The sequence below is a fragment of the Bradyrhizobium sp. Pha-3 genome (assembly GCF_042258615.1).
In the GTDB taxonomy this organism is placed as follows: domain Bacteria; phylum Pseudomonadota; class Alphaproteobacteria; order Rhizobiales; family Xanthobacteraceae; genus Bradyrhizobium.
This window is the reverse complement of sequence record NZ_CP170152.1, coordinates 6,604,456-6,626,799: the sequence shown is the minus strand read 5'-3', so window position 1 is coordinate 6,626,799 and position 22,344 is coordinate 6,604,456. Positions and strand designations below refer to the sequence as shown.

Genomic DNA, 22,344 nt, shown 5'->3' with positions numbered 1-22,344 from the left:
GGTCGAATAGAAACGATCGAGTGGGTGTTCCCGAGCAACACGTAAATCGCGTGAGCGTCTTCCCACTGCGGGATTGAGCGACTTCCCACTGCGGGATTTTGTCACTGCGTGGCTTTGCTCATTCGGCACGTCATCTCACCAAGGGAGCAGAGCATGCGAGAGCATATGACGTACGACTTCCATACGTTCGACAATCCGGCCGACCCCACTTTCAATAATTTGCTGGGGATCAACAACAGCGGTTTGATCGCTGGATTTTACGGCAGTGGAGACGCAGGGCATCCCAACCAGGGATACCTGCTGACGACATCCGGCACGTTTGAAGCCGTGGACTTTCCTGGTGTGCCTCAAACTCAGCTGACCGGGCTCAATGACAAGGGCATCGCGGTCGGATACTTCTACCCGACGAACAATGGGGTCCCCGTCGACAATCAGTTTGGCTTCTACGAGAAGCACGGCGTTTTTACAGCTGTCAACAACCCGAACACGCCAACCCACCCGAACGCCGGGGTCCTAATCGAAAACCAGCTGCTGGGGGTAAACGACCACAATATTGCGGTCGGATTCTATAACGACGCGTTCGGGAATAGCCACGGCTACACCTACAACATCAACAGCGGCAAGTTTTCGGCTGATATCAATGATCCGTTTGCAGTCAGCACGGTTGCAGCAGCGATCAACAACAAGGGCACGGTCGCCGGGTTCTATACGGATAGCGCGGGCGTCACTCACGGTTTCTTGGAGGATCATTTCGTCTTCAAGACCGTGGATGCGCCCGGCGCGACCACGACGGAGCTCCTTGGAGTGAACGATCACGGCATCGCGGTCGGCGAAGACATCGTCAACGGCGTCACGCATGGCATCATCTACGATGCCAATACGGGCACATTCACCACGCTTGACGATCCGAACGCGGCCGGCTCGACGGTGTTCAACGGGATTAATGACAAGGGAGAGATCGTCGGCTTCTACGCGGACGCCGCCGGCCATACCAATGGCCTTCTGGCCGTCCCAAACGACGATGACAAATCGGTTGACGACTTCCATCACCATGCCACGCACTTTTCTGGCTGGGCGCTGGACGTTTAACCGCCATATGTGACCTGGCAGCACCGAGCCCTGCGGGCTCAGCGAAGGCAGAGCGCCACGTCCGCGTTGCGCTGCTTGACGGCGTTTGGACCACCCGACCTCCAGCCCTTGCGCGCGCGGGCATCTCTCGCGCGCGACAACCTCGTCCCGGCGTCCGCTTGCAGCCGCGGGTGGTGAGTACACGGTCGCGGATCGCGGGGTCGGCTGGACGGCTTCCGGACTCGGGATACCGCATGGCAAGCGGCGGCTCGATCCGCAAGCGGATGTCTCGATTGGGTCATGCGCGTCGTTTTGACCGTTGGCCGCTCACTTCCGGTCTTCCCCGATTAACGGACAGCTTCAGAACCCGTCGGCATGTCTCGAACGGGCCACTAGCAGAAGTCATCGTCTCAGACCGGGTAGCGCCATTTCAGGGCGCGCCGCACGAAGAAGGCCGCGACAAGCACAACGGCCCACGCGACGAGATACGCGATGAGAGCCCAACGATGGTGAGGCAGGTATGCTGGACCGAGCATGAGTACGAGGATTGCAACGAGAATTACAATCCACGCATGGGACAGCGGAGAGCGGTATATCCCTGTTGGCTTAAGTTCCAGTGATCGTTCGTGGCTACGCTTGGCACGAAGGAGGAAGTACACCAACGGGCCGACAAACAGTAGAAGTGCGAGCCAATTCATGCAGCTAGATTAGCACAGAGACGCTAAGCATTTCTGATTGGGGCATGAAAAATTAGACATGATCGACCCGAGAGAGCAGCAAGACATGCACGGGCCACCTCGGGGAGCCGATGGTCGGCTGTATCGACGACGACCTCCAGCAGTTGCTCCACACCCCTGCGCCCGACAGGGGCGACAATCCCGAACTCGGCGAGATGGGCACGGATTGAGTTGATCACGGCTGTCTGCTGGCGGATGAAGAGGTGGCGCGCCTGGTGAAGCATCAGACAGCTCTGTTGCTCGACCGTCTTGGTCGGCACGAACCGCATGTTGGGTCTCGTGACCGCCTCGCAAATTGCCTCCGCGTCGGCGCTGTCGTTCTTCTGCCGCTTGACGTAGGGCTTCACATAGGCCGGAGGCATCAATCGCACTGTATGTCCCAACGCCTGCAGCTCGCGGGACCAATGGTGCGATGACGCGCAAGCCTCGATCCCCACCAGGCAGGGCGATAGCTTCTGGAAGAACGCCAGGACGTGCCGACGCCTCAACTGACGGCGTAAGACTGCCCGGTCGGCTGCATCAGCGCCGTGCACTTGGAAGACCGACTTCGCGATATCCAGACCGATCGTCGAAATTGACTGCATTGGCTGCTCCTCCGAATCGTGGGAGCTTCACACGGTGCCCACTTCTTGGCACTCTCGTGCCGGTGGAGGAGCCGTCCACAGCATCACAAGCGGATATCGGCGTGATGTTCATGTTACGTCTTCACAGTGACGAACCCTTCGCTCCATGCATCCTTGTCGACTTCCATCTTACTGACTTGGAAACAGTCGGGATAGTCGCGAAAGCCCTCAAATTGGAGCTTGCGCTTTTTTGCGGCTTCCGCTTCGGCAGCGCTGCTGTAGACCCCGATGAGCTTGTCGTCGGTATCGTTCCTATCGAGACCGTCTTCCATTGGTCGGCTGTGCCAGAGCAGAAAGACCATGCCCATTTGGTGTATGCTCCTCGTTTTGCCGCTCTCTCTTAAGTAGCTATCCGTCGTTTGCAACAACTAAACGCGCGCTTCGATGTTGATCAAAGTTCGCTTCGGGTCAAAAGCCGCCTATTGCGGCCAGACCCGAGCAGCGTCCGCTCTGCCTAAACGAGCTGACGTGCTGACGAACGAGTGGACCTTCGGCAACGGGCCATTAACGGAACGGTAGCGCTCTAACTATTTGGAAGGCTTCTTGGTCTAAAGGCAGGTGCCATTTGCAAGGCAGGCCCTGTTCCCGCGAGATGGTTCTATGGACGCGAAATCAGCCGCGCGATTTAAACAGCACGTAGAGCGGGTCATTGAGGAGTTATCCCTGGCGCTCACGCTCGCCAAAGAAACCTCTCCAGCAGATGAGTTTCTGAGATTGAGGACATCGGTCGGCGATATCATCGCTCGGATAGACACCGTGCTTCAGGACAACATTTACAAAGACCATCCCGGTCTGGATGGCATGAAAGACTGACCGTTAACGTCCGCTATGGGTCATTTTCGACGGTCTCAGCGGAGATTGTCGGCTGGCTGACGTCCGCTTCTACCCTGTAAGCGTCTAATCGGGGCCTGCCCGAAACGGCGTCGAAGGTTCACCTCTCCCCGACGGGAAGAGGTGAAACGAAACCGCCGCAAGCCGATTCAACCAAAACTCATCGCGCTTTAGGCGCGCGCCGGCGCATCCGCAAGCGAGCTCAGCGCGATGCCGCCGACGATCAGCGCCGCGGCAATCGCCAGCGACAGATCGATCGGCTCGCCAAGCAGCAGCGCCGCGGTCACGATGCCGACGATCGGCGTCCCTGTCGTGCCGAGCGAGGTCGTCAGCGCCGGCAGGCTCTTGTTGACCATGGACATCGCCCAATAGGCCAGCGCGGTGCCGATGAAGCCGGAATAGAGAAACAGCAATACGAGATGCGGCGACCATGTCACCGTGGGCACGCCCTCGGTGACCAGCGCCGTCGTGGTCAGCACCAACGTCGCGACCAGCACCTGCCACAGCAACAGCTGCAGCGGCGTCGCGATCCAGCGATGCGAGCGGATATAGATGATGTTGGCGGCCCAGCAGATCGCGGCGAGGATGATCATGCCGGCGCCGGCGATGACATGCAGATTGCTCCAGTCCAGCGACGCCGGGTTGAGGATCACGCAGAGGCCGGCGAGCCCGGAGGCGACGCCGACCAGCTTCAACGCCCCGAGCCGTTCAGTCCGGGCGGCGCCGGCGGCCAGCGCGACCCAGAGCGGCGTGGTGTAGCCGAGCACGATGCCCTTGCTGGCCGGCAGATAGCGCAGGCCGGCGGCGACCAGTGTCGAGAAGAACGTCATGTGCAGCAGCGCCACGCTGAGCACCACGGGGACGTCGGCGATCCGCGGAATGATCAGATTGCCGCTGGCGCGCAGGATCACCAGCAGGGCGACCAAGGCGACCCAGCTGCGGATCGATGCGGTCCACAGCGGCGGCACCGACACGACCAGCGATTTCGTCACCGACCAGTTGATGCCCCAGGCCAGCACCACGACGATGAACAAAGCGGCGGCCTTGGCGGCGGAGAGCGATGGGTTCACGGGCGGCATCCTTGCAGGCGATACCGCTTCTGAATAGGATCGCGCTGGCTCTCTCGAAAGAGCCAGATTTTACAGATCAAAGGAGCCAGATTGATCCTCGCCGAATTGCTCGCGCTGAAACGTGCCGACGATGCCGGGCTGACCGCGCAGCTGACGCAGCAGCTGCGTGCGCTGATGGCGAGCGGCCGGATCAGGAGCGGGGCCGTGCTGCCGTCGAGCCGCGCGCTTGCGGCCGAGCTCGATGTTTCGCGCAATACCGTAACTCATGCCTATGAGCAGCTCGCGGCAGAGGGGTATCTGCGCGTTGCCGCGCGGCGGCGGCCGGTGGTGTCAGACGATATCGAGGCGCGCTTTGCCAGCGCGGCGCCGGCGCCACGCCGAGATGTAGCCCGCAAGCCGCGGCTGTCGCCCTGGGCCTTGCAGCTCTCGGACACGGATTGGCCGCTGTCCTACCAGGCCGACTTCCGGCCGCTCCGTCCTGGACTAGCGGATGCGCGCGAATTTCCGCACGAGATCTGGGCGCGATGCCTGCGCCGCAGCGCATTGCGCCGCCGCTTCAACGACCAGACCGTGATCAACCGGCCAAGCCTGCGCGAGGCCTTGCGCGATTATCTCGAAGTCAGCCGCGGCGTGCGCGCCGAGGCCGATCAGATCCTGATCCTGCCGACGGCGCAGGCGGCGCTGACGCTGATCGCCGCAACCACGATCGTGGCCGGTGATGCGGTGTGGACCGAGGATCCCGGCTATCCCGGCGCCGCGGCGGCGTTTCGCGCGGCCGGCGCCGACGTCGTCGGGGTCAGGCTCGATCAATGGGGCATGATGCGGACGCGCGAGGCGCGCGCGCCGAAGCTGATCTTCACGACGCCGTCGCATCAGCACCCGACCGGGCGGGTGATGCCGGTTGCGCGCCGCACCGAATTGCTGGCAGCCGCCGAGCCCGGCAAGACCTGGATCGTCGAGGATGATTACGACGGCGAGTTTCACTATGACAGCCGCCCGATGCCGGCTCTGCAGGGGCTCGATCGCGAGGGACGCGTGCTCTATCTCGGCACCTTCGCCAAGGCGACGACCGCCGATATCCGCATCGGCTATCTGGTGGTGCCGCCACAACTGGCACGGACGATGGAGATCGCGCAGCGGCATCTCGGGCTGATCGCCTCCGTGCACGTCCAGGAGGCGCTGGCCGGCTTCATGGCCGACGGGCATTTCCTGGCGCATGTCCGGCGGATGCGGCGCATCTATCGCGCGCGCCGGGACCATTTAGCCACAGCGCTGGCGCGGCACCTCGAGCCGGTGCTTGTGGCCGAAGTCCCGCCGGGCGGGATGCAGCTGATCGCGCGCTTCAGGGATGGCGCCGCGGACCAGAGCGCCGTGACGCGGCTGGTCGCCGCCGGGGTCGAGGTGCGCGCGCTGTCGAGCCTTGCGCTGGAGCGGCCGCACGACCACGGCCTGCTGCTCGGCTTCGCCGCCTGGCGCGAGAACGAGATCGGCGCTGCGGTCCGGACCATGGCGAACTGCCTGACGGGGAAGCGCGCGGCGCGTGGGTAGAGGGGCATTCGCGCGATTTCGGAATAGTAGAAGAGTATCCCTGAGTTGCCCGACGTGTCAAGTTGCCTCGTCGAACGTGTCAGTAGCTCGTGATCTGTCGCCTGTTTGTAGCTCGTGAAGTGTCGTGTTTTCGGTGCCCCGGAACAAAGGGGGCACGATGGGCACGGCATCCATTCACGAGGGTGTACGACGGATGCGGTTTTCAAGTTTGTTGGAGCGGACGGAGGCCAAGGAGCTGACGCAGGAGGCGGCGTCAGAGGTTCTGGGGATCAGCGTGCGGACCTTTCAACGTTGGGCAGAACGCTTTGAGGCGGAGGGCGATGACGGGCTTGTCGACCGGCGGATGGGTCAGCGCTCGCCGAGGCGGGCGCCGGAGGAAGAACTGGAGCGGATGCTGGGGCTGTTCCGGGACAAGTACGCGGACTTCACGGTGAAGCATTTCCACGAGCAGCTGCAAAAGCGGCATGACTATATGCTGGGCTATACGGTGACCAAGCTGGCCTTGCACGCGGCGGGGTTGGTGCGGAAGGCGCCGAAGCGTTCGGCGCACCGCAAGAAGCGCCCACGCCGGCCGCTTCGGGGCATGCTGCTGCACCAGGACGGATCGCGCCACGTCTGGATCGAAGGTCTGCCCGCGAAGGACCTGATCGTCACGATGGACGATGCGACCAGCGAGATCTACTCGATGGTGCTGGTCGAGGAAGAAGGAACGGCCTCGACCTTCCAGGCCTTGCGCGAAGTGATTGGCGAGCACGGCCTGTTCTGCGCGCTCTACACCGACCGCGGCAGCCATTATTTCCTGACCCCAAAAGCTGGCGAGAAGGTCTCCAAGACGCAACAAACCCAGGTGGGACGGGCTTTGTCGCATCTTGGGATCGAGCATATCGCAGCCTATTCGCCGCAGGCGCGCGGGCGCTCCGAGCGGGTGTTCGGCACGTTGCAGGATCGGCTGCCGAAGGAGCTGCGGCTTGCCGGGATCACGACGCTCGAAGCCGCCAACACGTGGCTGAAGACGCATTACATCGCCGGGCACAACGCCGCGTTTGCGATCAAGCCCGAACAGGACGGCACGGCATTCGTGGCCGACCGCCATGAGGCCTGGCGCGAGGCGCTGTGCGTGATCGAGGAGCGAACCGTCGCCAACGATAATACCGTTGCATGGAACGGTCGGCGGCTGCAGCTGCCGCAGAGCCGGCTCAGGCCTCACTTCGTCAAGGCTGTGGTGCGCCTACATGAGTATCCCGATGGCACCGTCAGCGTGTTCCTCGGACCGCATCGGTTGGCGATGTTCAGCGCCAACGGACACCAGATCAGCCCCGACGCGCCTCAGCCTGGCAGCGTGCTCGGAGCCGTCAAGGACAAGCCCTTGCGGGCGCGCAAGCGCGCGTCCTTGACCGCTCCTGCGCGCGCCGCCGTCGAGACAGCGCGGGTCGGGGCGGAGAAACGGGCTTCAAGTCGAACAAAGAAACCGACCCGGAGGGCTAAAACCGCCGCAACAGCCATGGCATGATCAATCAGGGAAAGCCGTCCCCGCCTTCCGGCTCCCCTGCAAATCTGAAACGAAGGCGACAGATCACGAGCTACAAAAACACGACATCTTCACCCGCTACGGACAGTTGCCTTGTCGAACGTGTCAAGTTGCCTTGTCGAACGTTGCCTTGTCGAACGCCGGCGGCCGCCGGCTACTTTGCATGGGGTTGTTTTCGATATTTTTCAGCGCGCCCCTGCGACGGCCCGCAGGCGGGAGGGGATGCAGCCGACATGCAGCTACGGCTCGGCCCATCCCGCTGCGTCGCAGGCTTACTCCGCCGCCTTGGTGACGATCCGCACCTCCGACGTCAGCGTCTTGTGCACCGGGCACTTGTCGGCGATCTCCATCAGCCGCTTGCGCTGGTCGGCATCGAGGTCGCCCTCGATCTTGATCACCCGGTCGATCTGGTCGAGCATGCCATCGCGCGTCTCGCACTCTTCGCAATCCTTGGCGTGGATCTTGCTATGGGTGAGCGTCACGGTGACGCGATCGACCGGCAGCGACTTGCGGTCGGCATACATCCGCATCGTCATCGAAGTGCAGGCGCCGAGACCCGTGAGCAGGAAATCGTATGGCCCGGGGCCGGAATCCTCGCCGCCGGCGGAGGCCGGCTCGTCGGCCAGCATGCGATGCGGACCCGTGGTGACGGTCTGCTGGAACTTGCTGGCGCGGGTTTCCTGCACCACGACGTTGCGGGGCGCGTTGCCGGCGTCGGCCACCGGCTGCGGCGCGAGATCGATGTAGCGCTCGGCCCAGGCGCCGATCACGTCGGCGACGTAGGCAGCGTCCTGCTTGCCGCTCAGCAGATGATCCGCGCCCGCAAGCGAGATGAAGCTCTTCGGGTGCTTGGCCGAGGTGAAGATGTGCGTGGCGTTGTCGATGCCGACGGTGTCGTCGGTCGGCGAGTGCATGACCAGCAGTGCCTTGTGCAGCTTGGTCACCTGCGCCATCAGGTTCTGCTCGGCGACGTCGTCGAGGAATTCGCGCTTGATGCGGAACGGGCGGCCGGCGAGCGACACTTCACCTTCACCCTGCGCGCGGATGTCCTCGATCCGGTCCTTGAAGAAATGCGTGACATGGACGGGATCGGACGGTGCGGCGATGGTCGCAACCGCCTTCGCCTCGGGAACCTGGCCAGCTGCCGCGAGGATCGCGGCGCCGCCGAGGCTGTGGCCGATCAGGATCGCGGGCGCCTTGCGGGTCTCGCGCAGATGGTCGGCGGCGCGGACGAGATCGGCGACGTTCGATGTGAACGTCGAATTGGCGAAATCGCCTTCGCTGGAGCCGAGGCCGGTGAAGTCGAACCGCAGCGTGGCAATACCCTTCGCAGCAAGGGCAACTGCGATGCGCTTGGCCGCCAGCACGTCCTTGCCGCAGGTGAAGCAGTGCGCGAACAGCGCATAGGCCTTGATCGGGCCATCAGGCGTATCAAGCGCGGCGGCAAGCTGATGGCCGCCCACACCGGTGAATTGAAAGCGTTCATGCGGCATATTTGTCTCCGGACGTTTCTCACCTCTCCCATAGGGAGAGGTCGAATTTCGAGCATAGCGAGAAATTCGGGTGAGGGGTTTCGCTCCATCGAGGGACCGCAACCCCTCACCCGGCGCTCCGCGCCGACCTCTCCCTATGGGAGAGGTGAAATAGTCAGTCGCCAGAATAGCGCTGTTCGGCCCAGGGATCACCGCGATTATGATAGCCGCGCACCTCCCAGAAGCCCGGCGCATCCTCTGTCAGGAATTCGATGCGCTGCAGCCACTTCGCACTCTTCCAGAAATAGAGATGCGGCACCACCAGCCGCACCGGGCCGCCATGCTCCTGCTCCAGCGGTTTGCCCGACCAGCTATGGGCGAGCAGCGCGTCCTCGGCGGCAAAATCCTCGAGCGCCAGGTTCGTTGTATAGCCGTCATACGAATGCAGCGCGACGAAGCGCGCCTCCTCGCGCGGCCGGCAGGCGGCGAGCAGGTCGCGGGTCGAAAGCCCCTCCCACTGATTGTCGTAGCGCGACCAGGTCGTGACGCAGTGAATGTCAGAGACAAACCGGGTCTGCGGCTGCGCCGTGAATTGCGGCCAGTCCCAATAGATCGTCTGCTCGACCGCGCCGTAGACGTCGAGCCGCCAGCGTTCCCGCGAGATGTTGGGCATCAACCCGAGATCGAGCACCGGCCAGTCCGCCGTCAGATGCTGGCCGGGCGGCAGGCGCTGCTCCTCCGGCCGGGTGATCTTCCCGGTGAGGAATTTGCCCTCGCGCGCCCAGCGCTGCTTGCTGCGCGTCAGCTTGCTCTCGGGAGGCTCGGTGTCGTCGGTCATCGGTGTTGCGCCATCATTCGTGGCGATGCATCGCGGAGTCGTGCTTGGTGTCGCGCATGGTCGAATAGATCAGGAGCGACAGGAAGATCATGCCGCTGAGATAATAGTAGAACCAGTCCTCATGCCCGATGCTCTTGAAATAGAGCGCGACCGCAGGCGCGGTGCCGCCGAAGATCGACACCGTGATGGCGTAGGGCAGGCCGACGCCGAGCGCACGGACATTGGTCGGGAACAGCTCGGCCTTCACGATCGCATTGATCGAGGTGTAGCCGGCGACGAAGATCCAGGCGCCGCAGATCAGGAGGAAAGCGATGAAGGGCGACTTGGTCTCCTTCAGGGCGGTCAGGATCGGGATCGTCGCCAGCGTGCCGACGACGCCGAAGAAGATCAAAAGCGGCTTGCGGCCGATCCGGTCGGACAGCGCGCCATAGATCGGCTGCAGGAAGGTCGCGAAGATCAGCGAGCCGAAGATCACGAAGGTGGTCTGGTCCTCGGTGAGGCCGACCGACAGTTTCACGAAGGTCTGCATGTAGGTGGTGAAGGTATAGAACGCCGCGGTGCCGCCGGCGGTGAGACCGACCACCAGCAGCAATTCACGGGGATAGTTCAGGAGGCCGACGATCGAGCCGGTCGGCTTGGAAACCTTCTTGGCCTCCTCGAACGCCTCGGTCTCGTGCAGGCCGCGCCGCATCACCGCCGCGAAGATCGCGAGCATGGCGCCGATCACGAAGGGAATCCGCCAGCCCCAGGCCTTCAGCTCGTCCGGCGTCAGGAACACCTTTTGCAACAACAGCAGCACGATGATCGCGGTCAGCTGGCCGCCGATCAGCGTCACGTACTGGAAGCTCGAATAGAAGCCGCGATGCTTGGCGTCAGCGACTTCGCTGAGATAGGTGGCGCTGGCGCCGTATTCGCCGCCGAGGCTCAGGCCCTCGATGATGCGGGCGAGCGCCAGGATCGCCGGTGCTGCAATGCCGATGGTGGCATAGGTCGGCGTCACCGCGATGATCAGCGAGCCGAAGCACATGCAGACAACGGACAGTGTCAGCGACAGTCGCCTGCCATAGCGGTCGGCGATGTAGCCGAACAGCCAGCCGCCGAGCGGGCGCATCAGGAAGGTCGCGGCAAACAGCACCGCCGCATTGAGCTGCTGCACCACCGGATCGCTGTGCGGGAAGAACGCCGGCGCGAAATACAGTGCGAACGCGGTGTAGGCGTAGAAATCGTACCATTCGACGAGATTGCCGACCGAGCCGATGAAGATCGCCTTGACCCGCCGCTCGACGTCATGGATGTCGAGATGGTCGCTCGCGGATTGAGCGGTTTGTTCGGACATTGGTAGGCCTCCCCGGATTCTCTGGCGCGATTCCGGGGCAACCTATCTCATTTGCGTGGTGCGATGTAACTGCTGTCCTGTTCCTTTAGGCCTTCTTGCCGAACAGGACGGGCAGTTGACGCGGGCCGCGCACCGTGCCTTCCGACCAGGTGACCTTGCCGGCCGGGTCGAGGCGGAAATCCGGAATCCGCTTCAGCCATTCCTCGATCGCCACCTGCATTTCCATCCGCGCCAGGTTGGAACCGACGCAGCGGTGGATGCCAAGGCCGAAGGCGGCGTGGCGGTTCTCCTTGCGGTCGATCACCACCTTGTCCGCATTGGGGAACATGGCGGGGTCGCGGTTGGCGGCGGGGAAGGACAGCAGCACCATGTTGCCGGCCTTGACCGGGCAGCCGGAGATGGTGGTTTCCTTCATCACCTCGCGCGCCATCGTCACCGGCGAATAGGCGCGCAGGAATTCCTCGATCGCGGTCGGGATCAGCGCCGGCTCCGCGACCAGGCGCTCGCGATCGGCGGGCGTCTTGGCGAGGTGCCAGAGCGAGGAGCCGAGCGCGCTCCAGGTGGTGTCGATGCCGGCGATCAGGAGCAGCCGCAGCGAGCCGAGCACGTGCTCGTCGGTCAGCGGCTGGCCGCCGGGGCCCTTGGCCCGCAACAGCTGCGAGATCAGATCGTCGCCCGGCTCAAGCTTGCGCTGCTCGAGATGGGCCATGAAATAGCCGGTCATCTCGCGCACGCCGCCCATCATCTCGTTCTCGTCCTTGATGCCGAGCTCGAGGATCTGGTGAATCCACTTGATGAAGAGGTCGCCGTCCTTCTCGGGAATGCCGAGCATGTGCGCGATGGCGCGCACCGGGATGTGCTTGGTGTAGCGGGCCGCGGCGTCGCAATGGCCATCGGCGATGAATTCGTCGATCAGCTCGTTGCAGATCGCGCGCACCCGCGGCTCCAGCCGCTTCATCGCGTCCGGCGTGAAGGGCGGCAGCAGCACCTGCTTGGCAGGCTTGTGCTCCGGCGGATCGGAGGTGATCGGCGGTGCGCGGGCGGAGATCTCGGGGCGGACATCGCGCACGATGACGCGGCGCGAGGAGAAATGCTCGGTGTCGTAGGCGATCTCCTTCACCGCCTGATAGGTGGTCGGCATGTAGCAGCCGAGGAAGCGCTCGGTATGCACGACCGGCGAGGCCGCGCGCAGCGTCTCCCAGATCGGGAACGGGTCGTCGGTCCAGACCGGATCGGTATGGTCGAAATCATGGACCCAGTCGGTGACCGGGGGATGTTCGGGCAGATAGCTTGCGGACGCGGAATCGGACATCAGCTCGTTTCCTTCTCGTTCGATCAAATGCTGGCCGGCTCAACGGGAGGCCACGCGACCATCCCTGCTGGCCGCTAATCCTCGGTGACTTCGATCGCGATTTCCGGGCAGTTGGTCTGCGCGAGCCAGGCCTTGTCCTCGAGCCCGGCCGGGACGGTCCCGTCGCCGACTTCATGGGCGTTGCCGTATTCGTCGAGCTCGAACAGTTCGGGGGCGAGCGATTTGCAGCGGGCGTGACCCTGGCATTTGTCCTGGTCGACGCGGATTTTGAGCTTGGACATGCAAGCACTCTCCCTCGGCTCTGGCGCACAGGTGGGGCGCGCCGGGTTCCTCATTTTAGTTTATGCAAGTTCCAGCTTGCTTGGGCGGCCGGTCAACAACCGGCTCACCAAGTTATAGCATATTACATTATCGACTGGTGTGCGCGTCAAGCGAAAATTCGGGGTACGGAACGGATGTCCCGCGACGGCCGCGCGACATGATGGCCGCACGCCCCGGGAGAGGCGGCCCCTAATGCGTGCTCGACGTCGGTGCGGTGAGGGGGCGCCAGGCGGCGAGGGCGGCGGCGGCGATCTGCTCGAGCTGCTTGCGGGTGGCGCCGTCGCGCGCCTGGATCGACATGCCCTGCTGCACCGTGATGTAGTATTGGGCGATCGCGTCGAGGTCGGCCGCGGCTGATATCTCGCCACACGCGACGCCCTGGCGCAGACGTTCGCGCAGCTCCGTCACCGCCTGCGCGCGCCGCTGCACGAGTTCGCGCCGCACGGTCTCGGAATGTTCGTTCGGATGCAGCGCCGACAATACCACGAGGCAACCGGGCGGGCGTGAGCGACGGGTGAAGACGCGCGCGGTCTGCATGAGGAAGGTTTCCACGGCCTGATAGGCGGTGTGCGTCTCGGTCACGGCACCCCAGATCAGCCCACCTTCGCTCGCCACGTAATAGTCGAGCGCCTTGCGGAACAGGTCCTCCTTGCCGCCGAAGGCAGCGTACAGGCTGGGCGAGGCAATACCCATCGCCGAGGTGAGGTCGGCCATCGAGGCGCCCTCATAGCCCTTGAGCCAGAACACCTCCATCGCGCGCGCCAGCGCGGCGTCCTTGTCGAAATTCCGGGGGCGGCCACGCTCAGCCATCGGTGCGTCCATTTCTGTGTCGATCACTAAATAATTCACTTGACGCGCCGGTGCAAGCTTCCTAATTCTGTGTCGATCGTTACAGAAATATCGCCCCCCAAACGAATGAGCCGAACAATGACCCAGTCCCTGCAAGGAAAACGCGCCCTCGTCACCGGCGGCAGCCGCGGCATCGGTGCAGCCATCGCCAGGCGTCTTGCCGCCGAAGGCGCCGATGTCGCCATCACCTATGAGCGCTCGGCCGATCGCGCCGAAGCCGTCGGAGCGGAGATCAGGAAACAGGGCGGCCGCGCGCTGGCGCTGCAGGCGGATAGCGCGGACGCCAGCGCCGTGCGCGGCGCGGTCGACGCAGCCGCCAAGGCGTTCGGCGGTCTGGATATCCTCGTCAACAATGCCGGCATCTTCCGCGGCGGCGGTCCGATCGACGCCGTCACGCTGGAGGATATCGACGCCACGCTGGCCGTGAACGTGCGGGCGGTGGTAGTCGCATCGCAGGCTGCGGTGGCGCATATGGGCGAGGGCGGCCGCATCATCAACATCGGCAGCAACCTCGCCAGCCGGGTGCCTGATGCCGGCATGAGCCTCTATTCGATGAGCAAGTCGGCGTTGATTGCCTGGACCCAGGGCCTGGCCCGTGACCTCGGCGGCCGTGGCATCACGGTCAATATCGTCCATCCCGGTTCAACCAACACCGACATGAACCCGGCCGATGGCGAGCAGGCCGAGGCGCAACGTGCGCGCATGGCCATCAAGCGCTACGGCAAGGCCGACGACGTCGCTGCCCTGGTCGCGTTTGTTGCCGGTCCCGAAGCCGGCTCGATCAATGGCGCCGGTCTCACCGTCGACGGGGGCGCCAACGCTTGACCACGTTGCGCCGGCGACCGTGGATAACGGTCGTCTGGCGCTGTCCCCCGGAGCGGGATTCCTGCCTTAGGCCTGCCCGGACCGAGGCACTGAACCCGTTAAGCAAATCAGGATCCACGGCTGGTTTGATAGACTTTCGAATAGACGCGCTTGCCGGTTTCGCGGTTAATAGCCTACGGATGTCGTGTTCGCGAAAGTGACCGAAGCGGCCGATGTTGCTATTGTGGCGTTCTCCGCTATAGCCCGACCGACCGGTGATCAGCATCTCGATGGGACAAATCGTTCGTAAGCCGTTCAAGACCTACCACCATGGCGACCTCCGCGAAGCCCTGATTCAGGCGGCGTTACGCGAGGTCGAGCTCGGTGGTCCTGAAGCGATCAGCATCAAGGCGCTGGCCAAGCAGCTCGGTGTCTCGCAGCCGGCGCCATACCGGCATTTCGCCGACCGCGAGGCGTTGCTCGAGGCGGTGACCGCGGAAGCATTCCGGCAGTTCAACGTGATCATGCGCGAGGCGATCGCGCAGCCCGGCAAGGGCTCCAAACTGTCGCGCTTTGCCCAGGCTGCGCTGGCCTTCGGGCTCGAGCGCCACGGCATCTACCGGCTGATGTTCGCGTCCAGAACCATGGCCTGCGCGCCTGTCGGCAGCGAGTTGCACATCGCGGCGATGGAAACGCTGGCGCTGCTGATCGAGTCGTTCGAGGCGCCGGCCGTCGGGCTGTTGCGCGAGCGGCAGGCGCTGAAGATCTGGGCCGGGCTGCATGGCATCGTGATGCTTGCCGAGCAGGGCCTACTCACCGGCGAGGTCGGCGAGATCAGCCGCGAGGAGCTGATGGACGAGATCGTCGAGCAGACCAAGCTCGCGCTCACAGCCGCGCTGCATGCGACGGAAGAAAAGGCGTAGGGCAGATCGTCTGCAGTGCATCCCTTCGTCCCATGGAGATAGGTAGCCCCGTCATTGCGAGGAGCTCGCGACAAAATTGCAGAGCAATTTTGCGCTGGAGCGACGAAGCAATCCATCGCTCTGCGCTCGGTGACAATGGATTGCTTCGCTTCGCTCGCAATGACGAAGTGGAGGGTGTCGCCCACGCTCTCCACCATGAGGGTTAGGATCGCGGCGCGCGCGGATCAATCGGGGTGGTGCTGCGCACGCCCAGAATGTCCTCGAGCACTTTCGCGCCGGCCAGAAGCTGGGCCTCGGCGCGGGGCTTGGCCACCATCTGCAGGCCGACCGGCAGACCCGACGCGGTGAAGCCGCAGGGCAGCGACAGCGCCGGGCAACAGGCCAGCGTGATCGCATAGACGATGCCGAGCCATTCGACGTAATTGTCGAATGTCTTGCCATCGCATTCGGCGACATAGCGGTTCTCGACCGGGAACGGCGGCACGATGGTCGCGGGCGCCAGCAGCAGGTCGTATCTCTCGAAGAATTCAAGCGCACGCGCGGTCATCGCGACGCGCTGCGCCTCGGCGCGCTCGAGCTTTTCGACGGTGAGTTTCAGCCCTTCCTCGATGTTCCAGATCACTTCGGGCTTGAGCAGGTCGCGCTTGGTGCGCAGCAATTCGGCCTTGCTGATCGCGAAATCGAACGCGCGCAGCACGTGGAAGCATTCATGGGCCTCGCTGAAGTCGGGATGCGCCTCCTCGACGATCGCGCCGGCTTCGGCGAAACGCTCGGCCGCCTTGCGGGTCACAGCCTTGACCTCGGGATCGACCGGCGTGATGCCGAGATCGGGCGAGTAGGCGATGCGCTTCGGCTTCTGGTTCGAGCGCGCCGCAGACAGGAACGATGTCGGCAGCACCGGCAGCGACAGCGGATCGGCGGCATGCTCGCCGCTCATCGCGTCGAGCAGCAGCGCGAGGTCCTCGACATTGCGCGCCATCGGTCCCTGCACGCCGAGCGTGCGGTCGACCCCGAATTTCGGCGTGTGGGCGACCCGGCCGATCGACGGCCGGAGGCCGACGACGCCGCAGAAGCTCGCCGGGTTGCGCAAGCTGCCGCCCATGTCGGAGCCGTGCGCGAGCCATGCGGTGCCGCTGGCCAATGCCGCCGCGGCGCCGCCGGAGGAGCCGGCTGCCGAGCGCGATGTATCCCAGGGATTGCGGGTCGGGCCGAACACCTCGTTGAAGGTGTTGGCGCCGGCGCCGAATTCCGGCGTGTTCGACTTGGCATAGATCACGCCGCCGTTCTGTTCGAGGCGCTCGACCAGGATGTCCGACTTCGCGGGGACGTTGTCCTTGAAGATCGGTGAGCCCAGCGTGGTCAGCACGCCGGAAACGGCGGTGAGATCCTTGATCGGGACCGGAAGACCCGCGAGCAGGCCGCGCTCGCTGGCCGGCTTCTGCATCAGGGTTTTCGCGTGGGTGCGTGCGCGGTCGAAGCAGAGCGTCGGCAGCGCATTGACCTTGCCGTCGACCTCGGCGATGCGCTTTTCCAGCACGTCGAGCAGGTCGAGCGGCGTGATGTCACCGGCTTTCAGTTTCTCGACGACGGCACACGCCGTTTCCTTCACCAAGCCCTGATCAGCCATGCACCGTTGCTCCTATGTCTTCTGTTTCCTTGTGCTGTAGAATATTTCCTGCCGTCGTGGCAATGCGACGAGAACCGAAGAGGCAGGGATGGCAGCGTTGTTTTCCGCGCTGGACTGGCGCGCGATGAGCCAGCAGGAGCGGGACGTCGGATTGAACAATGGCGTTGCGGTCAAGGGCAGCGCCGAGATCGCCGCCGGCTGGGAGCAGCGCTCCGCGGTGATGCGGCAGAAGCATCCCGACCATCTCGACCTGCGGTATGGTCCGTGTGAGCGCAACCGGATCGATTTCCTTAAAGCCCGCGACGGCGCGCCGACGCTCTTGTTCATCCACGGCGGCTATTGGCAGACCCGCGCCAAGGAGGTGTTCACGATCTTTGCCGAGGGGCCGATGGCGCACGGCATCAATGTGGCGCTGATCGGCTACACGCTGGCGCCGGATGCGACGCTCGACGACATCGTCGCCGAGATTCACGGAGGCATCGATTTTCTTGCCGGGCAGTTGCCCGCGCTCGGTGCCGCTGCCGAAGGCATCGTTGTGTCGGGCTGGTCGGCCGGCGGCCATCTGACATCGATGGCGTTGTCGAACGCCCACGTCAGGGCCGGCATGGCGATCTCGGGCATCTATGACCTCGAGCCGATCAGGCATTCCTATCTCAACGAGAAGCTCAGGCTCGACGAAGCCGCCTCACGGCGCAATTCGCCGATGATACAGCAAGGCGGCACGGCAAAGCCGCTGTCGCTGGTGGTCGGCAGCGCCGAACTGCCGCTGCTGCGCAAGCAGACCGCCGATTTCGCCGGCCATCGCGCCCGCTACGGCTTGCCGGTGACCTATGAGGAGATCGCGGGAGCCGATCATTTCTCGATCATGAACCAGATGCTGGCGCCGCAGGGCCGCATCACGACGCTGATCCGGCAGCTGTTCGAGCGGACGGTTAGTACGTCATCCTGAGGCGCGAGCTCTTGCGAGCCTCGAAGGATGACGCAGCCCGTGGCCCATCCTTCGAGACGCCGCTTCGCGGCTCCTCAGGATGACGGCGGAACAAGTGGTCAGCGCGAGTTACCTATCCCCACCCCGACGTCAGCCCGCCATCCACCGTGTAGATCACGCCCGACGTATAGCCTGCGCGGTCGGAGGCGAGGAACGCCATCAGGTCGCCGATCTCGCGCGCATGCGCGGGACGGCCGAGCGGCAGACCCTTCTGGAATTCCTTGTAGCGGCTCTCGTCGCCGAACTGGTTCTTGGCGCGGGTCTTGAGCAGCGTGACGTGGCGGTCGGTGCCGACCGGGCCGGGGTTGATGCCGACGACGCGGATGTTGTCGGCGAGGCTCTTGCCGCCGAGCGCGCGGGTGAACGACATCAGCGCCGCATTGCCGGCGCTGCCGCAGATGTAGTTGGCGTCGAACTTCTCGCCGGCCGCGCCGATGTCGTTGACGATCACACCGCCGCCGCGCGCCTTCATCTGGGCATAGACCGCGCGCGTTAGGTTGACATAGCCGAACACCTTGAGCTCCCAGGCGTGCCGCCAGGTCGCCTCGTCGATCTTGTCGATCGAGCCGCCCGGGATGTCCCCGGCGTTGTTGACGAGGATGTCGATGTCGGCAGCCTCTTTTGCCAAGCGCGCCAGATCTTCCGATTTTCGCAGGTCGACGACGCTGGTCGCCGCATCGATCTGGTGCGCCGAACGGAGCCGTTCGGCCAGCGCCTTCAATTGGTCGCCGTTGCGGGCGGCGAGCAGTAAATTGGCGCCTTCCTCGGCAAAGGCTTCGGCGGCGGCCGCGCCAATGCCCTTGGAGGCGCCGGTGATCAGGACACGCTTGCCGCGCAGATGCAGATCCATGGGATGTCTCGCTTTGGTATGAGGAACGAATGTCGGCGAAATTGGTGGGGCAGGGTCGCGCCGCGGTCAACACTGCACTGCAGCGTTGCGCTCGCGCGAAGTTTGGTCCATTGCAGGACCATCAGGATAGGCGGCATTGCCGGCCGGGCAAATCACAAGGGTGTTCTCGATGAGCAGCAAAAAGCAGTATCGGATTGCGGTCATTCCCGGCGACGGCATCGGCAAGGAAGTGATGCCGGAGGGCCTGCGCGTCATCGAGGCGGCGGCGAAGAAGCACGGCGTCGACGTGAAGTTCGATCATTTCGACTTTGCGTCCTACGACTATTACGAGAAGCACGGCGAGATGATGCCGGCCGACTGGAAGGACAAGATCGGCAAGCATGACGCGATCTACTTTGGTGCGGTCGGCTGGCCGGCGAAAATACTTGACCATATCTCGTTGTGGGGTTCGCTCATAAAATTCCGGCGCGAGTTCGACCAGTACGTCAACCTGCGTCCGGTGCGGCTGATGCCCGGTGTGCCGTCGCCGCTGGCGAACCGCAAGCCCGGCGATATCGACTTCTGGGTGGTGCGCGAGAACACCGAGGGCGAGTACTCCTCCGTCGGCGGCCGCATGTTCCCGGACACCGACCGCGAATTCGTCACCCAGCAGACCGTGATGACCCGCATTGGCGTCGACCGCATCCTGAAATTCGCGTTCGATCTGGCGCAGTCGCGGCCGAAGAAGCATCTGACTTCGGCGACCAAGTCGAACGGCATCTCCATCACGATGCCCTATTGGGACGAGCGCGTGGAGGCGATGGCCAAGAAGTATCCGGGGGTGAAGTGGGACAAGTACCACATCGACATCCTCACCGCGAACTTCGTGCTGCATCCGGACTGGTTCGACGTCGTGGTCGGCTCCAATCTGTTCGGGGATATCCTGTCCGACCTCGGTCCGGCCTGCACCGGCACGATCGGCATCGCGCCGTCGGGCAACATCAATCCGGAAGGCAATTTCCCCTCGGTGTTCGAGCCGGTGCACGGCTCGGCGCCTGACATTGCCGGGCAGGGCATCGCCAACCCGATCGGCATGATCTGGTCGGGCGCGATGATGCTGGAGCATCTCGGCGAGAAGCAGGCAGCAGCCGCCATCGTCGGCGCGATCGAGCGCACGCTCGGCGAACGCACGCTGCGCACCCGCGACCTCGGCGGCAACGCCGACACCACGGCCTGCGGCAAGGCCGTGGCCGAGATGGTGGACTAAGCTGCGCTGTCAATTACGGGGTCGTCCTGGCGAAAGCCAGGACCCATTACCCCGAGTGCTTGTTGGCTTGGTAGGTCTGACCACCGCTCTGCGCGATGACACAGGCCGGTGGTAATGGGTCCTGGATCGCGCTCGCTACGCTCGCTTGTCCAGGACGACGTCGATAATTATTGCTTCACGATCCGTCGGCAATGCTCCCATGCCGCGTGGATCAGGTTCTCGCTCGCCTCGGGCGTGCGGAAGGCGGAGTGCGCCGACAGCGTCACGTTCGGGATCTTCGTCAGCGGGTGATCCTTCGGCAGCGGCTCGATGTTGTAGACATCGAGGCCGGCGTGGCGGATGTGGCCGGAGTTGAGCGCATCGATCATCGCCTGTTCGTCGACGATGGCGCCGCGCGCGGTGTTGATCAGCACCACGCCCTGCTTCATCTTGGCGATCTTGTCGCGCGTGATCAGGCCGCGGGTCTCGTCGTTCAGCAACAGATGGATCGAGACCACGTCGCTCGTCGCCAGCACCATGTCGAGCTCGGTGAACTCGACGCCCGGATGGCTCTTGGGCGACCGGTTCCAGGCGATCACCTTCATGCCGCTGCCGCGCGCGATGCGAGCGACCTCGGCAGCGATGCCGCCGAAGCCGACCAGGCCGAGCGTCTTGCCGGTGAGCTGCATGCCGTCCTCGCGCAGCCAGTTGCCAGCGCGCATCTCGCGGTCCATCTGCGCGATCACCCGCGCCGACGACCACATCAGCGCGATCGCGGATTCCGCAACCGCGGTGTCGCCATAGCCCTTGATCAGATGCACGGAGATGCCGAGCTCGGCGAGCTCTTCCGGGTTCATGTAGCTGCGTGCGCCGGTGCCGAGGAACACGACATGCTTCAGGCCGGTGCATGTCTTCGCAATGTCGGTCGGCAACGCGGTGTGATCGACCACTGCGATCTCGGCGCCGTCGAGCACCGCCGGATAGTCCTCGGACTTGATCTCAGGGTTGCGGTTGATCCGCATCTTGGGATCGCCGGGCTTTTCCAGCCGCTCCGTGATGACAGCGAGCGATTCATTGGCGTCGACAAACACTGCGCGCACGAAAGCCTCCATCGAAGGAAGAAAGGATGATCAGGATGCGACGCCGGCGAGCGCCAGCACCGTATGCATCAGGACGTTGGCGCCGGCGGCGCAATCGGTCTGCGTGGCGTCTTCCAGCTCGTTATGGCTGATGCCGTCCTTGCAGGGCACGAACACCATCGCCGCCGGCATCACAGTGTTGAGGTTGCAGGCGTCGTGGCCGGCGCCGGAGGTGATGCGGCGGTGCGAATAGCCGAGCTGCTGGGCCGCGTTCTCCACCGCGTCGACCAGCTTCGGATCGAAATGCGTCGGCGCCTTGCGCCAAACGAGATCGAGCTGAACCTCGACCTTGCGCTTTGCTGCAATCTCGGCGACCGCGGCCCGCAGGTCGCGATCCAGCGCGTCCATGATCGCTGCATCGGCGCTGCGGCAATCCACCGTGAAGGCGATCTCGCCGGGGATGACGTTGCGCGAGGGCGCCGCGATCACCGCCTCGCCGATGGTGCCGACCGCCTTCGGCCCGTGCTTCTTGGCAATGCTTTCCATCGCCAGCACGATCTCCGACAGCGTCGCCAGCGCATCGCGGCGCAGCGGCATCGGGGTAGATCCCGCGTGGCTCTCGAAGCCTACGATCTTGCCGTCGTACCACAGCACGCCCTGGCCGGAATCGACCACGCCGATGGTCTTGCCCTCGGCTTCCAGGATCGGGCCCTGTTCGATATGCAGCTCGACGAAGCTGGTGAACTTCTGGCGGCCGACCGGGGCATCGCCGCGATAGCCAATGCTGTCGAGTGCCTGCGCCACCGTGACGCCCTCGGCGTCCTTGCGCGACAGAATGTCGTCGGTGGTGAAATCGCCGACATAGGCGGCCGAGGCCATCATCGCCGGCGCAAAGCGCGAGCCTTCCTCGTTGGTCCAGTTGCAGATGCAGATCGGCAGCTCGGTCTCGATCCCTGCATCGTTGAGCGTGCGCACCATCTCGAGCGCGGCCAGCGTGCCGAGGATGCCGTCATATTTGCCGCCGGTCGGCTGGGTGTCGAGATGCGAGCCGACGCCTATCGGCGGCTTCGACATATCCCGTCCTTTCCGCAATCCGAACATCGAGCCGAGCGCGTCGACCTGCACGTCGAGGCCGGCGTTCTCGCACGCCTTGCGGAACCAGTCGCGCACCTGCTTGTCTTCGGCGCTGAGGGTCAGCCGCCGCACGCCGCCCTTTGGCGTTGCACCGAACTGCGCGGTTTCATGGATGGTGCCCCAGAGGCGGGCGGAATCGATCTGCAGGTTGGTGGCGGCTCGGCTCATGTCGTCAGTCCAT

Annotated in this window: 20 protein-coding genes and 1 pseudogene; 8 read left to right on the top strand and 13 right to left on the bottom strand. The window is 64.1% G+C overall.

The features are described 5' to 3' along the window. Positions 1-153: 153 nt before the first annotated feature. Positions 154-1,089, top strand: coding sequence for a hypothetical protein (locus tag ACE10Z_RS31250; RefSeq protein ID WP_375784199.1), 936 nt, complete (start codon positions 154-156; stop codon positions 1,087-1,089). Positions 1,090-1,837: 748 nt separating this feature from the next. Here ACE10Z_RS31250 and ACE10Z_RS31245 read toward each other — a convergent pair. Beyond that, positions 1,838-2,389 (bottom strand): annotated as a pseudogene (locus tag ACE10Z_RS31245) (IS110 family transposase); the annotation flags it as partial. Positions 2,390-2,502: 113 nt separating this feature from the next. Beyond that, positions 2,503-2,736, bottom strand: a complete 234-nt coding sequence (locus ACE10Z_RS31240; protein WP_375784198.1) for a hypothetical protein — start codon at positions 2,734-2,736, stop codon at positions 2,503-2,505. Positions 2,737-3,028: 292 nt separating this feature from the next. Between ACE10Z_RS31240 and ACE10Z_RS31235 the strand changes: the two genes are divergently transcribed. Then, positions 3,029-3,241: a hypothetical protein gene (locus tag ACE10Z_RS31235; protein WP_375784197.1), complete on the top strand. Its 213-nt coding sequence runs from the start codon at positions 3,029-3,031 to the stop codon at positions 3,239-3,241. A 188-nt stretch (positions 3,242-3,429) separates the two neighbouring features. On the opposite strand, the gene ACE10Z_RS31230 is transcribed toward ACE10Z_RS31235, so the two are convergent. Next, positions 3,430-4,338, bottom strand: a complete 909-nt coding sequence (locus tag ACE10Z_RS31230) for a DMT family transporter (RefSeq protein ID WP_375784196.1) — start codon at positions 4,336-4,338, stop codon at positions 3,430-3,432. A gap of 81 nt (positions 4,339-4,419) precedes the next feature. Between ACE10Z_RS31230 and ACE10Z_RS31225 the strand changes: the two genes are divergently transcribed. Next, entirely contained in the window at positions 4,420-5,877 is a 1,458-nt protein-coding gene (locus ACE10Z_RS31225; protein WP_375784195.1) for a PLP-dependent aminotransferase family protein, read from the top strand. Positions 5,878-6,070: 193 nt separating this feature from the next. Next, a complete protein-coding gene (locus tag ACE10Z_RS31220; RefSeq protein WP_375783413.1) occupies positions 6,071-7,387 on the top strand; it encodes an ISNCY family transposase in 1,317 nt (438 codons plus the stop codon). Between the two features lie 290 nt (positions 7,388-7,677). On the opposite strand, the gene ACE10Z_RS31215 is transcribed toward ACE10Z_RS31220, so the two are convergent. The 6 genes from ACE10Z_RS31215 to ACE10Z_RS31190 form a co-directional block, all read right to left on the bottom strand. Continuing rightward, a complete protein-coding gene (locus ACE10Z_RS31215) occupies positions 7,678-8,898 on the bottom strand; it encodes an alpha/beta fold hydrolase (RefSeq protein ID WP_375784194.1) in 1,221 nt (406 codons plus the stop codon). 154 nt (positions 8,899-9,052) lie between these two features. Beyond that, entirely contained in the window at positions 9,053-9,715 is a 663-nt protein-coding gene (locus ACE10Z_RS31210) for a sulfite oxidase-like oxidoreductase (RefSeq protein WP_375784193.1), read from the bottom strand. Between the two features lie 13 nt (positions 9,716-9,728). Then, positions 9,729-11,051 (bottom strand): MFS transporter, encoded by a 1,323-nt coding sequence (locus ACE10Z_RS31205; protein WP_298369758.1) that lies wholly within the window; start codon positions 11,049-11,051, stop codon positions 9,729-9,731. Positions 11,052-11,136: 85 nt separating this feature from the next. After that, on the bottom strand, positions 11,137-12,363 hold the full coding sequence (locus ACE10Z_RS31200; RefSeq protein ID WP_375784192.1) for a cytochrome P450: 1,227 nt from the start codon (positions 12,361-12,363) through the stop codon (positions 11,137-11,139). 74 nt (positions 12,364-12,437) lie between these two features. After that, on the bottom strand, positions 12,438-12,644 hold the full coding sequence (locus ACE10Z_RS31195) for a ferredoxin (RefSeq protein WP_375784191.1): 207 nt from the start codon (positions 12,642-12,644) through the stop codon (positions 12,438-12,440). A 229-nt stretch (positions 12,645-12,873) separates the two neighbouring features. After that, on the bottom strand, positions 12,874-13,494 hold the full coding sequence (locus ACE10Z_RS31190) for a TetR/AcrR family transcriptional regulator (RefSeq protein WP_375784190.1): 621 nt from the start codon (positions 13,492-13,494) through the stop codon (positions 12,874-12,876). Between the two features lie 117 nt (positions 13,495-13,611). Between ACE10Z_RS31190 and ACE10Z_RS31185 the strand changes: the two genes are divergently transcribed. Then, complete coding sequence (locus tag ACE10Z_RS31185) at positions 13,612-14,358, top strand: SDR family NAD(P)-dependent oxidoreductase (protein ID WP_375784189.1); 747 nt, start codon at positions 13,612-13,614, stop codon at positions 14,356-14,358. A 269-nt stretch (positions 14,359-14,627) separates the two neighbouring features. Beyond that, a complete protein-coding gene (locus tag ACE10Z_RS31180) occupies positions 14,628-15,260 on the top strand; it encodes a TetR/AcrR family transcriptional regulator (RefSeq protein WP_375784188.1) in 633 nt (210 codons plus the stop codon). A 202-nt stretch (positions 15,261-15,462) separates the two neighbouring features. Here the strand turns inward: ACE10Z_RS31180 and ACE10Z_RS31175 are convergent, their stop codons facing one another. Beyond that, positions 15,463-16,887: an amidase gene (locus ACE10Z_RS31175; RefSeq protein WP_375784187.1), complete on the bottom strand. Its 1,425-nt coding sequence runs from the start codon at positions 16,885-16,887 to the stop codon at positions 15,463-15,465. A gap of 88 nt (positions 16,888-16,975) precedes the next feature. Between ACE10Z_RS31175 and ACE10Z_RS31170 the strand changes: the two genes are divergently transcribed. Continuing rightward, positions 16,976-17,836, top strand: a complete 861-nt coding sequence (locus tag ACE10Z_RS31170; RefSeq protein ID WP_375784186.1) for an alpha/beta hydrolase — start codon at positions 16,976-16,978, stop codon at positions 17,834-17,836. Between the two features lie 112 nt (positions 17,837-17,948). On the opposite strand, the gene ACE10Z_RS31165 is transcribed toward ACE10Z_RS31170, so the two are convergent. Beyond that, the gene (locus ACE10Z_RS31165) at positions 17,949-18,725 is read right to left on the bottom strand and encodes an SDR family oxidoreductase (RefSeq protein ID WP_375784185.1); all 777 of its coding nucleotides are present in this window, start codon (positions 18,723-18,725) and stop codon (positions 17,949-17,951) included. A gap of 169 nt (positions 18,726-18,894) precedes the next feature. On the opposite strand from ACE10Z_RS31165, the gene ACE10Z_RS31160 reads away from it, so the two are divergent. Continuing rightward, positions 18,895-19,971, top strand: coding sequence for a tartrate dehydrogenase (locus ACE10Z_RS31160; protein WP_375784184.1), 1,077 nt, complete (start codon positions 18,895-18,897; stop codon positions 19,969-19,971). Between the two features lie 167 nt (positions 19,972-20,138). On the opposite strand, the gene ACE10Z_RS31155 is transcribed toward ACE10Z_RS31160, so the two are convergent. Further along, a complete protein-coding gene (locus ACE10Z_RS31155; protein ID WP_375784183.1) occupies positions 20,139-21,050 on the bottom strand; it encodes an NAD(P)-dependent oxidoreductase in 912 nt (303 codons plus the stop codon). 30 nt (positions 21,051-21,080) lie between these two features. Continuing rightward, positions 21,081-22,331, bottom strand: coding sequence for a Zn-dependent hydrolase (locus tag ACE10Z_RS31150; RefSeq protein WP_375784182.1), 1,251 nt, complete (start codon positions 22,329-22,331; stop codon positions 21,081-21,083). Between the last annotated feature and the right edge of the window lie 13 nt (positions 22,332-22,344).